Here is a 13,305-nt window from a genome sequence, read left to right as displayed (position 1 = left end):
TTGCGCGGCGACATCAGGGTCGCTCTTTCTCCTGTGTATCGAACAGAACGCCGCCGGCCACAGCAAACAGCACGATCGTGGCCGTCCCGATGAGCCAGGAGAAGTACCAGGCTCCATAGTCGCCGACCACCACGCCAAACACGATGGCCAGCATCGCAACGACCATGAACAACAGAAAATGACGCAGGATTTTCATGACGGACTCCTCAATAGGCGTGCGGATTCGACTCGACGTGCTCGGCCTTCACCTTGCCGCGCATGATGTAGAACGCCCAGCTCGTGTACGCGATGATTGCGGGCATGAACACCGCCGTCCATCCGGTCATCCACATGAGCGTGTTACGGCTCGATACCGCGTTCCATACCGTCAGGCTTTGTGACGGATCGCTGGACGACGGCATGAGGAACGGGAACAGGCTCACACCTGCCGTGCCGATCACGCCAATCCAGGCAAGCGCGCCAAACCACCAGGCGAGCGTGGAGCGGCCGGCGCGGATCGCTGGCAAACCTAGCAGCATGCCGATATATCCGAGGGCCGGCACGGCCCACAACACGGGATGGCTTCGGAAATTGTCGAGCCATGCGCCTTCGGCAACCACGACGCTCTGTTGCAGCGGCGTCTGCGCCACGCCCGGCAGCGGCGCGTGTGCGATGCGGTAGCCATGCAGATGGCTCACCCAGATCCCGCCGATCGTGAACAGCACGATCGCGACCATGCCGCCCACCGTCGCCGCACGCCTGGCCCTCGTCCAGAGCGGCCCGCGCTCGGTGCGGCCCATGAGCATCGCGCCGCCCATCCAGGCCGACAGCGACAGCGACAGCACCCCGCACATGACGGCAAACGGATTGAGCAGGCTGAGGAAGCTGCCCGTGTAGAAAGAGGTCAAATCCCAGCCGAAATGGAAGGGCACGCCCAGCAGCATGTTCCCCATGCCGGCGCCGTACACGATCATCGGCACGGCGCCGCTCACGACGAGCGCCCAGTCCCACGCATTGCGCCATGCGGCCGTCGGCAGCTTGCTTCGATACTCGAATCCCAGCGGCCGCACGATCATTGTCCACAGCAGCAGCAGCATGACGATGTAGAGCCCCGAAAACGCGGTTGCGTAGATCAGGGGAAAGGCGGCAAAGATCGCGCCGCCGCCCAGAATGAACCAGACCTGATTGCCGTCCCAATGCGGCGCGATCGTATTGAGCGCGATGCGCCGCTCGGTGTCGGTCCGTCCGACGTAGCGCAGCAGCGCACCCACGCCCATGTCCATGCCGACCATGATCGCCAGCCCCATCAGCAGCACGCCGAGGAGTAGCCACCAGAGCACCTTGAAGAAAAGATAGAGTTCCATTAATGCTCCTTGACCGTCGAGATGCCCAGCGCAGCCAGTTCGCCGCCCGCGGCGATGCCGTCTGCGTGTCCGTCAGCATCGTGACTTTCCGGCCCCTTGCGAATCGCCCTGACCATCAGAAAGATTTCGACAGCGGCGAACACCGTATAGATGAGCACGAAGCCCGCCAGCGAGAAAATCATGTAGCCCACGCTGTGGCTCGACGCGGACATCCAGGTGGGAAGCACGCCGAACACCGTCCAGGGCTGCCGGCCGACCTCCGCCGTGACCCAGCCCATTTCGCAGGCGATGAAGGGAACGGGGATCATCCACGGCGCCAGCTTGAGGAACCAGCGATGCCGCATCAGATCGCCGCGCAGCGAAAGGATCACCGATATCACGAAATACGCGAGCATCAGCAGTCCGCAGGCCACCATGGCGCGGAACACCCAGAAGATCGTGAACACGTTCGGGATGGCGTCGCGGGATGCGCGTGCGATATTCTCGTCAGTTGCGTTCGCAACGTCCTGATCTTGCGCGTAGCGCTTCACGAGAAAGCCGTAGCCGAGGTCTTCGCGGTGCGCATTGAACTGCGCCAGCGCCAGGGCGTTGGCCGGATCGGAACTCAGCACCTTGAGCGCCTCGACGGCGGGAATACCGTTCTTGATGCGCCGGGCAGCATCGGCCTCGATGCGGTCGATACCCGGAACGGTCGTATCGAACGTATGGGTGAGGAGCGGCGTGAGCACATAGGGAATCTGAATGCTCCACGCGTTGCGCTGTTCGCCCTGAACCGGCCAGGTCGCAATGTTGAACGGCGCGGGCGCCTTCTCCGTCTGCCACATCGCCTCCATGGCGGCCAGCTTCGAGGGTTGCGCATGGCCGCCCACGAAGCCCAGTGCGTCGCCGAGCGTAATCACGCCCGCCACCGAAAGCACGCCGAACAGGCTCGCCATGCGAAACGAACGCTTCGCGATCTCGACGTGCCGGCCCCGCAGCAGGTAGTACGCGCTGATGCCCGTCACGAAGATGGCGGCCGTGACGTAGCCCGCGATACTCGTGTGCACGAACTTCGTCTGGGCGTCCTCGCTAAAGATGAGCGCGCCGAGGCTCGTGAGTTCCATGCGCATCGTGACCGGGTTGAAGGCCGCGCCCTGGGGGTTCTGCATGAAGCCGTTGGCCACGAGAATCCACAGCGCCGAGAAGTTGGAACCCAGCGCGACGAGATAGGTGACGGTCAGATGCTGCGCTTTCGAGAGGCGATCCCAGCCGAACGCCATCAGGCCGATGAAAGTGGACTCCATGAAAAAGGCCATCAGCCCCTCGATCGCGAGGGGAGCGCCGAAGATGTCGCCAACGAAGCCCGAATAGAATGACCAGTTCGTGCCGAACTCGAACTCCATCGTGAGCCCGGTCGCCACGCCGAGCGCGAAATTAATGAGGAACAAGCCGCTCCAGAACTGCGTGATCTCCCGGTAGATCTTCTTGCCGGTGATGACGTACACGGTCTCCATCACCGCGAGAAGAAAAGTGAGTCCCAAGGTCAACGGGACGAAGAGGAAGTGATAGAGCGCGGTGGCGGCGAACTGAAGCCGCGACAGCTCAACCACGGTGTCGTTGATCATGAAATGCTCCGCTAAAAGCTTGACGAGCCGAATCCCGGATTCCGGTCCTGCGGCGGATAGTCGGCCACGCACCGGCGCTCAACGATTGGCGCTTCGATTCACTGCATCGGTGAAACCACGGAGGCGACATATGTCCCCGCCTCTGATAGTTTCATATTTTATGTAATCGAGTAACTTTTAGTAGCAGATCAAGCGTGGCCAACTGCCGCAGCGGCTTATGCGGCGTGCCGCGTGCTCCGGTTCGACTCTCGCGAAGCAAACGTTTTATTTTCACAGGTTAGGAAATAATAAGTCTCGTTACACGGCCCTCCGCTGCCCCGATATACTTGCGACGAACACAATGCACACCATGAACGATCCCCTCACGGTCACCCGCGCGATTCGAATCGGCGATCCCGCACCAGAATTTCGCGCCCGAACCACTTGCGGCGAACGCTCGCTCGCGGACTACCGCGGCAGTTGGCTGCTCTTTTTCGCCCACCCAGCCGACTTCACGCCGGTATGCACCAGCGAGTTCGTCAGTCTCGTGAAGGCCCAGGACAAATTTGACGCGATTGGCTGCAAGCTTCTCGGGCTGTCCATCGACAGCCTCTATGCGCATCTGGCGTGGTTGCGGGACATCCACGAGCACTTCGGCGTCACGGTGACGTTTCCTATCATCGAGGATCCATCGATGGCCGTCGCCACGGCCTACGGCATGCTCGACCCGCTTGCGCCCGATGCGGCGGCAATCCGGGCGAGCTATGTGATCGATCCAGAAGGGATAATCCGGGCGATCACCTGGTATCCGTTGAATGTGGGCCGCTCGGTCGACGAGCAACTGCGTCTCGTGCGCGCCCTGCAAGCCGCGGACAACGCCAGCGCGTCCACGCCCGAAGGCTGGCAGCCCGGCATGCCGATGCTGGAACTGGCGCCGGTCTCGCTCGATGGCGCCTTGCAAAGCGGGCAAGGCAGCGCGCCGTGGTACTACAGGGAGCGGCCATCGCCATGAGAACCACGCCGGAGGACTTCGAGGCGCTACAGGAGCACGCGAGCGAAGCCGCAGAACTTATGCGATTGCTTGGCAATGCTAACCGGCTTCAATTGCTTTGCCAGATCGCGCAAGGCGAACAGTCCGTGGGACAGATCGAGGAGCAGCTGGACATCAAGCAGCCCGCGCTTTCGCAGCAACTTGCAGAGCTGCGCAAAGCGGGCCTGGTTCAGACGCGCAGGGAATCCCGATCGATTCTATATTCGCTGGGCGACGGAAATGTCCGCCGTCTTCTCGAATTGCTGCTCGTGGCATTCAGGGTAAGGACGCTGCCACAGATTGAAACACCCGCCGAGAGGGCTCCTGTCGCCGCGCCCGCGAGCCACGCTGGAGACAGCGCGCGATTTGCCCGGGTGGAACGGTGAGTTTTTGGTTCTGTCGCGCTAGTTTAAGAGGTGTTAGCAGAATGACTTTTGCAGGCGTTGCCAGCATATGATGCAGCAGGCGATTCTGAGGAATGCCTCGTGGATGAAAGCCAGCTGTTCGAAGCGGATGCGCAGTTGGCGGAAGTTGCGAAGCCACGAGATGGTCCGCTCCACGACCCAGCGTGTTTTGCCCAGCCCATTACCATGAGGCTGACCACGTCGAGCGATTTCGGTTGCAATGCCGGCGGCGTGTAGTGGACGTCGATATTTGTCGTGGTCATAACCGCTGTCGCCCTGAACGAGCCGAGGCTTTGATAGTGGTTTGCCACGCTTGCCGCAGATTGGCGGAATTGCCTCGACCAGCGCTTGAAGTTCAGTGACATCGTTGCGGTGGGCGCCGGTCAGGATCACCGCGAGCGGGATGCCCTGCGCTTCGGTGATGAGATGGTGCTTTGAACCGGGTCGCGCGCGGTCTGTCGGATTCGGTCCTGTTTTTGACCTGAGCCCACAGCGCGGATTGAAGAGGAATCGACGATGACGCGAGACCAGTCGATTTGGTCAGCTGCGCGCAATCGCGCAAGCAGCACCTCGTGCAACTGCTCCCAGACGCCAGCGGCTTGCCAGTCACGTAGGTGACGCCAGCAACTCATGCCGCTGCCGCAACCCATCTCTCGAGGTAACAGGTCCCAACGTTGTGTCTCAATAAGAGAAGTGAGGCACGCGCATTCCGGCATGAATAGGAATGCTTATATGATCAGCGAATAGAATGGCTCGGCAGCAGTTTTGATATCGCGCTTGTCCAGCATCTGCCCTTTGCGAATCATGTGCATCAGCTCAATGCCAGACAGAATGATACGTGCGCACCGGAAACTCTTGAAGCCCATCATCGGCTTGACGATGCGTTTGGCGGCTCGGTGATCCTGCTCGACGATATTGTTCAGCTACTTGTTCTGCCGGATCATGATCGGCGTCTCCCGCTCGGTGTTGATCGTTTCGAGCGCGGCCAGATTGGCGCCACTCTTGTCCACGGTGACAGTTTCGGGCTCGCCGTTCTGGGCAATCGCCTTCTCGATAATACCGGCGCGCAGGAGCCTTGTCACGATGGGCTCGCAACAGGAAATCGACGGTGTTGCCTTCCTTGTCGACGGCCCGGTACAAATATTTCCAGTGGCCTTTGACCTTGACATATGTCTCGTCCATGCGCCAGCTTTTGCCGGCCGGGCGCTTGATTCGCCGAAATGCCTTTTCGATCAAGGGTACGAGCTTGATGACCCACCGGTGTACGCTCGAGTGATCGACCTCAATTCCCCGCTCGGCAATCACTTCTTCGAGGTTGCGCAGGCTCAGCGAGTACGCCACGTACCACCGCACACACAGCAGAATCACGTCCAGCGGATAGTGCGAGCGCTTTAGAACCTTGCCGATCCCCACGGTAGACGTCGCATGCGATGAATTCTTCGTTCTGCCCATCTCGTTCGTGATTCATGAGGATATGCGAATTCTAGCGCACCGCGCTATCGCGACAGAACCCGCAATGCCCCTACTGTTCGACGCAAGCCACAGGGGCGCTCCAGGAAGGCGTCGGCGGTTTTCAGAGCAACTAGCCCGCTCGAGTTCCCTTCATAAACCGATCCTTAATGTGACCATTAAGATAAGTTTAATTATCAAAACATGTCTGTTTATCTACTAAACTACGCGATTTCAAAAATCGCCGGATGCGGTCCCGCGGCCCGCCCTCCGCTGAATCCGACGGCTTGCCCGATGCCGGTGAACCCGCAATCCTCAACTCCAGCGAGATGAAAGCGCAGCTCCTTGAGCTTCGCGTCAGTCCAGGCGTTTGCATCTGTCAACCCTCCACGTTCGCCCCCGTAACGCGCGACGGCGTTAGCGCCGATATAAAGAATGGCGGTTCACGAGGCGTAGAATACGCCCTTCATTCAACGCCTCCGGATCCGGGCGCGTCGCCACGAATACCCTGAAAATCCAGGCTCTGCGTGTGTCGTTGGTTGGCGAACTGGCCTGAGCGGCTGCCGGGCGAACAAACCAAGGTGCGGCTCGCCAGGCTTGGACAAGCGTGCGTAGTACGGCATCAACTGAATAGTGAACGAAAGAAACATGCAGACCGTTGCGGTACTCGACTTCGAAACAACCGGGCTTTCGCCGAATCTGGGCGACCGCGCTACCGAGATTGCCGTCATCCTCCTGCGTGACGGTCAGATTGTTGATCGTTACCAGAGCTTGATGAACGCTGGCCGGCGCATCCCGTCCGATGTCGTTGCCCTCACCGGCATCACGAACGACATGATCGCCTCGGCTCCCCCAGTATCGAAAGTCATGAGGGAATCTGCTGCGTTTGTTGGAAACCATCCTGTCGTTGCCCACAACGCCGGTTTCGACAAGCGGTTTTGGCAGGCAGAACTGGGGCTTCTTGGCGTGCCAGCGGATCATTCGTTTGCTTGCACGATGCTCGTCGCCAGGCGGATCTATCCACGCGCCCAGAGTCACCGCCTGGCTAGCTTGGCGGAAGTGCTTCGGTTACCGAAATCGGGTCGTGCGCACCGGGCGATGGTTGACGCTGAGATCGCCAGTCATCTCTGGTGCCGATTGCAGCACGACATCGCTCAAACTTACGGGCTCAAGCGAATCGATCACGCCCTCATGGCTCAATTGCAGAAAACCAGCAAGGCGAAGGTTGCGACATTTCTGGGTTCGCGGTCTAACGACTGAGCCCCAGAGCGCCGAACAACCTGGATCGCCCCTCCATGAACGGGCATCATATTTCTTTGTGAACCGGGGGGCCTCCGAGTCCGCGCGCGGCGTTCTTCGGGAGAATGGCGAAAGCTTGACGCATCGGGCGCTTAAGCGTGTAAGGACCATTGCAATGCGGGATGCCGGCCCGCTGCTCAGGGTCGACTTATGTGTTTTGCATAGAATGTTCGTTTGGGGAGGTTCCTACGCTAGGTCGTTGGGCGCTGGTCGGCCATGACGCGACGGTCGACGGAAGGGTGGCTTCGACATTCGAACGTCATTGGCACATTCGAAAGCGGCCAACTGCATCCGACCGGCAGGCCAGTTGTAGACGTCAGCGCTCTAGTACCAAATGTCGGCTTCAGCTTCGGAACGGCCCTCACCCGAGGAAATATGCAAAAATCGTCAGAAATATGACGGGGGAACGGATGAAAAAGAATACTGTCTTCAAGGGTAGCGCCGCCATCGGCAATTCCGGTATCAAGAAGCACTTCAAGAACGCGGAGCCTTGGCAACCGCTGTTCGAGCTCGTCTGGAATGGCTTCGATGCTGCCGCGAGCTTCGTAACTGTCACGGTGGTCGAGAACGATATGCACGGCGTGGAGGGTGTCGCCGTACTGGATAATGGTGACGGCATTGAGTTCGATACCTTAAACGACACATTTGGTAGCTTCAACGACTCGGCGAAGAAGGCCAACCTCTCGATGAAAGGTGAGCATGGTCGTGGGCGCCTCGCGTTTCATCTGCTTTGCCGTAACGCATCATGGTTCACCAGGTTCAACAACGTCGATGCAGTAATCGACGTCGCCGAACCGACCATTAAAGATTTTGAAGGGCGGCTTCTGGAGAGGTCCGAGCAAAAGCAGGTGCTACTGACGCAAGGAAAGGGCACACTGGTGGAACTCACGCACTTCACGGGCGCTCTGCCGGAGTTGGACGAGCTTCGCGAGAAGTTCTCGGCCGAGTTCGGCTGGTACCTTGTCGTGCATCCGGAGAAGCAGGTAGTGCTGAACGGAATTCCCGTTCTGGTTCCCAAACATGAAACGGTTCAGGAGGAAATCGCAGCCGAGGACGCTATCTTCCAAGCTCAGGTGATTCGCTGGGAGAAACGGCCCACCTCGGAGAAGTCATACCTATACCTGCTCAATTCGAGTGGTGCACCGGTCTACAAAGTGCTGAGCTCGCTCAACCAGAAGCCCAATTTTTTCACCAGCATATGTGTGACATCCGCATGGGCTGACACCTTCTCGAAAGAGCAGGATCTGCTGACTCCGGAAGCGCACACACCGGCATCGTCAACCTGGAAGAAATTCAAGTCACAGTTGGACCGCTTGAGCCAGTCTATCTATGACGATTTCCTGCGCGTACGAGCCGAGGAGGTCGTGCAGGGCTACGAAGATGAAGGCTATTTCCCGAGCTACGCGGGAATGGATGACACAGAGAAGGCATGGCGGCACCAGCATACTCGCGACCTGGTGCGAAACATTTACATCGCTGAACCCCGTGTCTTCCATAAGACCACCAAGAAGCAGGCGAAGCTCATTATTCGACTTCTAGATAGGCTCGCCATATCGAATGAGAACGACGCTCTGTTCGAGCTGCTAGAAAGCGCGCTCGACCTTGATGCGAAGGCAATGCAAGACCTAGCAAAGCAGCTGCATCGCACAACGCTCGAAAATATCGTCGCTAGCATCGAGGTGCTGCAACGCCGGGCTACCGCAGTACAGCAGTTGCGGTATGTGATGAATGAACACTACCGCGAGGTTCTAGAGACGCCTGACCTGCAAAAGATTATCGAGAGCAACACATGGCTGTTCGGGCCGCGCTACGAGACCATAGGCGCGGAGGAGGACACCTTCGCCAAGATTGTTCGTCGCATGCGAGATGAAGTCATGGCACGGTCTCCGCTGAACATGGAAGACGTAGATGAAGAGGCAGATTTTTCCGGTGCACAGAGGCAAGTCGACCTCTTCATGGCGCGAAAGTTTCCCGCCTTTGATTCGCTGGGGAACAGGGTCTACAAATGCATCGTGGTGGAGATAAAACGGCCAGCGATCTCGCTTAACAAGAAACACCTTCGGCAGCTCGAGGACTACGCGGAAATCATCGCTAATGAGCCACAGTTCAAGTCAGACAAAATGCATTTTGAGCTCATCCTCCTTGGGCGCCAGATTTCCTCTGCGGACTCCATTATCACCAGTCGTCTGAACGCTCACGTCTTGCGCAACGACCCAGGCCTCGTGACTGATGACCCGCGCATGAAGCTATATGTCATGAACTGGTACACACTGCTTGATGGCTTCGAACTGACGCACGGCTTTATGCTCGATAACCTTAAACTCAAGCGCGATGACTACGCTGGCGCGAGCAGGGAGGAGTTGGTTGCAGAGTTACAGGTCGAGCACTAAAAAAGCGCGCTACCACCGAGTGAGCCGCATGAGATGGGCGGTGGTGTATGCCCCAACGTGTCCTCCCCTGTAAAAAATGTGGCTCGATCGAGGTGGCGCACGTGGACAGCGTCTCCTTTGAGCACTTCGTCTGCGGCAAGTGCGGTCACCAGTCGGCCAAAGCCACAAGCACACACGAAGCACTGGCGGACTGGAACACGGAGCGCGCTGAGATCGTCGACGCCCGCAGCTCGGGGAGCTGCTTTGTCACCACGACCAAGATTACCAGCCAGTCGCAGCGCGCCACGCTTGAAGAAATCATCCGCAATCTCGCACCGCTCGTCGGCGCGGACACCATGCATCGCGAGACCGGCTCTCTCGGCGGTGTCTTCTACGAGGTGCAGGCGCCAGGCTTCTCTGCCTGTGAGAGTGCCTCGAACACCATCCTCTCGCTCTCCGTAGAGCACATTAGTGTCAATCCGCCACACGCCTTTCGTTGCGCGACGGGGCTTTCCGCAGGAATCTGGATTGACAGATTTATTGTGTTCCATGCATGCGTCCCGCCGTCGTTTTCGTAGAGAGGACCGACACCTAATATTGGGCGTCCAATTATCGTTCGAACGGCGATGGTTGAGCGTGGCATCTCAACTGTAGGTCCTCGCCGCCCCTTCTTTGGGCGGACAGAGGGCCTTTCAATGATGATCAACATGCGACGGTCCTTCAATCATGTTCGCGAGATCTGCCCACAACGCGATACATTTGCATATCCCTCTCGATTCCTGATCAGTAGCACCGCGGCGTCCCGCAGCGTGGCATCTAGCAGCGCCGACGCACGAACCATCTGTGAAGGCCCGCTGGGCACCAAAGGCCGTACCGTGCCCCAAAAGGACCAGAGTGCGTATTCCGGTGAACGTGACCGCCAATTCCGGCGCAACGTGACCGTTGCGCACGGGTGGGTGTTACGCGGTTCAGATTGTAGAGGGCGCGGTCACGATGAGTCGATTTTCTCCTCCTTTGATCACGATTTTCGATGCGTTCCTGCGTAACGGTTCAGGCAGCGAAGTACTCGTCCCATTCTGGCGTATCCAGTTCGAGTGTCGCGATCACGCGGTCATCCTCGATCTTGATGAGGCCTTCGATCAATTCCCGTTTCGTTACTCCGTAACGGCATGCGAGCCGGGCCAATCCAAGGAAGGCGCTGGTGCCGATCCACATGCTCAACTGACGTTCGCCGTTGCCATCTGCCTCTGCCATCTGGCGTTTGGCTCGGTACTGGGCCTGACGCTGCGCTGCTGTCTTTGCCATTTCTTCTTTATCCCTGTGCGCCAACGACGATCGGTGCGGCGATGCCTGCTTCGCCACCCTGTACTGACTGAGCCTTTCTCGGGCGCAGCGAATCGCCGGTCAGCGTAATGCGGTGATGGTGCTGCATCAGCCGGTCGAGCATGGCATCGGCTATCGTGGCGTCGCCGATCCACGCGTGCCAGTACTCGATCGGCAGTTGTGATGTGATGATGGTGGCTTTGCGCCCGGCCCGGTCGTCGACGACTTCCAGCAGGTCGGAGCGGGTCATACTGTCGATGGCACCCATGCCCCAGTCGTTCAGGACAACGACGTCGGTTTTGGCCAGTTGAAGCAGCCATTTGCCGAACGCCCCGCTGCCGTGGCGGATGCGCAGCTCTTCGGGCAGGCGTGGCACGCGCTGATACAGCGCGGAGTGGCCGCGTCGGCACGCATACTGCGCCAGTGCGCAAGCCAACCAGGACTTGCCGACGCCCGTCGGTCCGGTGATCAGGATGCAGTGGCCTGCGCTGACCCACTCACCCATGGCCAGGCTCATGATCTGAGAGCGGTCGACGCCCCGGCCGGCCCGGCTGTCGAGATCTTCCAACGTCGCCTGCCCATATTTGAGCCGGGCGTTCTTCAACAGGCGCGTCAGCTAGCGCTCGTTGCGGTGATGGACCTCGCGGTCCACCAGCATCGTGAGCCGTTCCTCGAAGCTCAGGTTCGCCAGTCCCGGCTGGATGAGTTGTTCCTCCAGCGCGCCGGCGAGGCCCTCCAGTTTCAGGGTGCGCAGGTGGGCAAGGGTGTGATGCATCATCATGTCGTTATCCTTATTGATAATAGCCGGGGCCGCGCACGTGCGTGTGATCGGGGCTGACCCAGTCGCGGGCGGGAGCCGGTGCGCTTTGATCGCGGTTGTTAGCCAGGATGTTGCGCACATGCCGGTATTTGCAGGCGCCCAGCTGCAGCGCCAGCATGCAGGCGGCTTCCAGCCTTGAGCGGCCATAACGCTTGGCCAGCGACAGCAAGCCTAGGCAGGCGCGGTTGCCATGCTCCGGATGCTTGTGCTCGGCCAGGTGCCGCGTGACGACTTCCGCCGTGGCCGGGCCGATGCGCTGCCCCCAGTCGATCAGGCGTTGCGGGCTCCACTCGCGGTGGGCACGGTGAGCGGCCGGCATGTGCTCGTTGACCGTGGAGAATTTGCCGACTTGCGAGCTGTGGGCATGACAGGCGACTCGTTGCCCGCGATGCAGGAGTTCGACAGTGGTGCGCGTCACGCGAGCCTCCAGGGACTGCCCAACCAACGCATGCGGCACGCTGTAACGATGCTGGTCGACCTCGACGTGATAGTCGATGTGCACCTTGACGGTCTTGAAGGTGGCCAGCTCGTAACGTTGTGCTGGCAACGGCGACAGCGCCGGCGCATCCAGCTGGGCAAAGGCGCTGGCACGGCTGCCGGGCAGTTTCTGGAACGGGTGGTCGTTGAGCCGCTGCAGCAGCGGGGCAATCGCCCGGTTCACCTCGTGTACGCTGGCAAAGCGCTGGTGACGCAGGCGGGCGAGGATCCAGCGCTCGACGACCTGCACGGCCGATTCCGCCTTGGCCTTGTCCTGTGGATGATAGGGGCGCGCCGGAAGAAACGAGGTGCAGTAATGCCGGGCGAAGTCGAGCACGGTGTCGTTAGCGCGCGGCTCGTAACGGTTCGCCTCGGGGATCAGGGCGCGGGGATTGTCGGGCACGATCAGTGCCGGCACGCCACCATAAAAGGCCAGGGTCCGCGCCGTCGAGTCGAGCCAGTCGGCCATCGTTTCGCGTTCGGTGGCGCAGGCGAACGTATAGCCGGACGCGCCCATCGCGGCGACGTAGATATGGGCGCGACCGCCATCGGCTAGAGCGAGAGTCGGGCCGGCGAAGTCGATGAACAGTTTCTCGCCGCCGCGGTGGATCTGCCGCATGGAGCGCTTGAGCCGTTTGGCGAAGTGCCGGTAGTTCTCACAGAACTGCGAATAGCCGTAGGTCTGACGCTCGGCGTACTCGGCCCGGTACTCCTCCCACAGCAGCATGAGCGTCACGCCCTTGCGTCGCAGTTCGTGATGGATGCGCCCGAAGTCGGGCTGCACATGATGACGCGGCTTCTCGGGGGAGGCCAACAGGCGCCGCTCCAGCGTCACGTCGTCGAGCGACTGGACAGCGGCCCAGTCCAGCCCGGCTGCAGCGGCCAGGCCAACGTATTTGGTCACGACGCCTTTGGACAGATCGAGGGCGGCAGCGATCTGCTCGTGAGACAACCTGGCGTCAAGTTTCAGACGCAGTACTTCCTTGATTTTACGCATAGCGATCCTCGGTGCGGGCATGCTTGTCCAGACAAAAAATCTGGCAGCGTACCCGTCGAGGTTGTGGATATGCGTAACACCGTTACGGCGCTGTACGACACCATTCCGGTATCGTGACCGCCGATTCCGGCATCGTGACCGCGGATTCCGGAAAGCCCGGGAAATCGGTCACGTTCGCCCGGAATGACCGGTCACGATCAATCGGAATGCT

General features: G+C 59.8%; 10 protein-coding genes and 3 pseudogenes. 5 read left to right on the top strand and 8 right to left on the bottom strand.

Going from position 1 to position 13,305, the window contains the following annotated elements:
- Window positions 1-13: 13 nt before the first annotated feature.
- The 3 genes from C7401_RS27760 to C7401_RS27750 are packed head-to-tail and all read right to left on the bottom strand — an operon-like array spanning window position 14 to window position 2,947.
- Window positions 14-196, bottom strand: coding sequence for a hypothetical protein (locus C7401_RS27760; RefSeq protein WP_112174628.1), 183 nt, complete (start codon window positions 194-196; stop codon window positions 14-16).
- A gap of 10 nt (window positions 197-206) precedes the next feature.
- Complete coding sequence (cydB, locus tag C7401_RS27755) at window positions 207-1,343, bottom strand: cytochrome d ubiquinol oxidase subunit II (protein ID WP_112174627.1); 1,137 nt, start codon at window positions 1,341-1,343, stop codon at window positions 207-209.
- Complete coding sequence (locus C7401_RS27750) at window positions 1,343-2,947, bottom strand: cytochrome ubiquinol oxidase subunit I (RefSeq protein ID WP_112174626.1); 1,605 nt, start codon at window positions 2,945-2,947, stop codon at window positions 1,343-1,345. Before C7401_RS27750 ends, cydB begins: the two co-directional genes overlap by 1 nt.
- Before the next feature lie 349 nt (window positions 2,948-3,296).
- Between C7401_RS27750 and C7401_RS27745 the strand changes: the two genes are divergently transcribed.
- Both C7401_RS27745 and C7401_RS27740 read left to right on the top strand, forming a co-directional pair.
- Window positions 3,297-3,938, top strand: coding sequence for a peroxiredoxin (locus tag C7401_RS27745; RefSeq protein WP_208948922.1), 642 nt, complete (start codon window positions 3,297-3,299; stop codon window positions 3,936-3,938).
- Complete coding sequence (locus C7401_RS27740) at window positions 3,935-4,342, top strand: ArsR/SmtB family transcription factor (RefSeq protein WP_112174624.1); 408 nt, start codon at window positions 3,935-3,937, stop codon at window positions 4,340-4,342. Before C7401_RS27745 ends, C7401_RS27740 begins: the two co-directional genes overlap by 4 nt.
- A 33-nt stretch (window positions 4,343-4,375) precedes the next feature.
- Here the strand turns inward: C7401_RS27740 and C7401_RS27735 are convergent.
- Together C7401_RS27735 and C7401_RS27730 are read right to left on the bottom strand one after the other, a co-directional pair.
- Window positions 4,376-5,034: pseudogene (locus C7401_RS27735) on the bottom strand (IS5 family transposase); the annotation flags it as partial.
- Between the two features lie 54 nt (window positions 5,035-5,088).
- Window positions 5,089-5,812: pseudogene (locus C7401_RS27730) on the bottom strand (IS6 family transposase).
- A 645-nt stretch (window positions 5,813-6,457) separates the two neighbouring features.
- Here C7401_RS27730 and C7401_RS27725 point away from each other — a divergent pair.
- The 3 genes from C7401_RS27725 to C7401_RS27715 all read left to right on the top strand — a co-directional run bounded on the left by C7401_RS27725 (window position 6,458) and on the right by C7401_RS27715 (window position 10,055).
- Window positions 6,458-7,069, top strand: a complete 612-nt coding sequence (locus tag C7401_RS27725) for a 3'-5' exonuclease (RefSeq protein ID WP_112174623.1) — start codon at window positions 6,458-6,460, stop codon at window positions 7,067-7,069.
- 449 nt (window positions 7,070-7,518) lie between these two features.
- The gene (locus C7401_RS27720) at window positions 7,519-9,498 is read left to right on the top strand and encodes an ATP-binding protein (RefSeq protein ID WP_220092861.1); all 1,980 of its coding nucleotides are present in this window, start codon (window positions 7,519-7,521) and stop codon (window positions 9,496-9,498) included.
- A gap of 101 nt (window positions 9,499-9,599) precedes the next feature.
- Window positions 9,600-10,055 (top strand): hypothetical protein, encoded by a 456-nt coding sequence (locus C7401_RS27715; protein ID WP_146758011.1) that lies wholly within the window; start codon window positions 9,600-9,602, stop codon window positions 10,053-10,055.
- 472 nt (window positions 10,056-10,527) lie between these two features.
- On the opposite strand, the gene C7401_RS27710 is transcribed toward C7401_RS27715, so the two are convergent.
- From C7401_RS27710 to istA, 3 genes and pseudogenes are all read right to left on the bottom strand, one after another.
- Window positions 10,528-10,782: a hypothetical protein gene (locus C7401_RS27710; RefSeq protein ID WP_258397271.1), complete on the bottom strand. Its 255-nt coding sequence runs from the start codon at window positions 10,780-10,782 to the stop codon at window positions 10,528-10,530.
- 7 nt (window positions 10,783-10,789) lie between these two features.
- A pseudogene (gene istB, locus C7401_RS27705) lies at window positions 10,790-11,581 on the bottom strand (IS21-like element helper ATPase IstB).
- 10 nt (window positions 11,582-11,591) lie between these two features.
- Window positions 11,592-13,115, bottom strand: a complete 1,524-nt coding sequence (gene istA, locus C7401_RS27700) for an IS21 family transposase (RefSeq protein ID WP_112174620.1) — start codon at window positions 13,113-13,115, stop codon at window positions 11,592-11,594.
- Window positions 13,116-13,305 lie beyond the last annotated feature (190 nt).

It is taken from the genome of Paraburkholderia unamae, from assembly GCF_003268775.1.
In the GTDB taxonomy this organism is placed as follows: Bacteria; Pseudomonadota; Gammaproteobacteria; order Burkholderiales; family Burkholderiaceae; genus Paraburkholderia; species Paraburkholderia unamae.
This window is presented reverse-complemented; position numbering and strand designations above follow the sequence as displayed.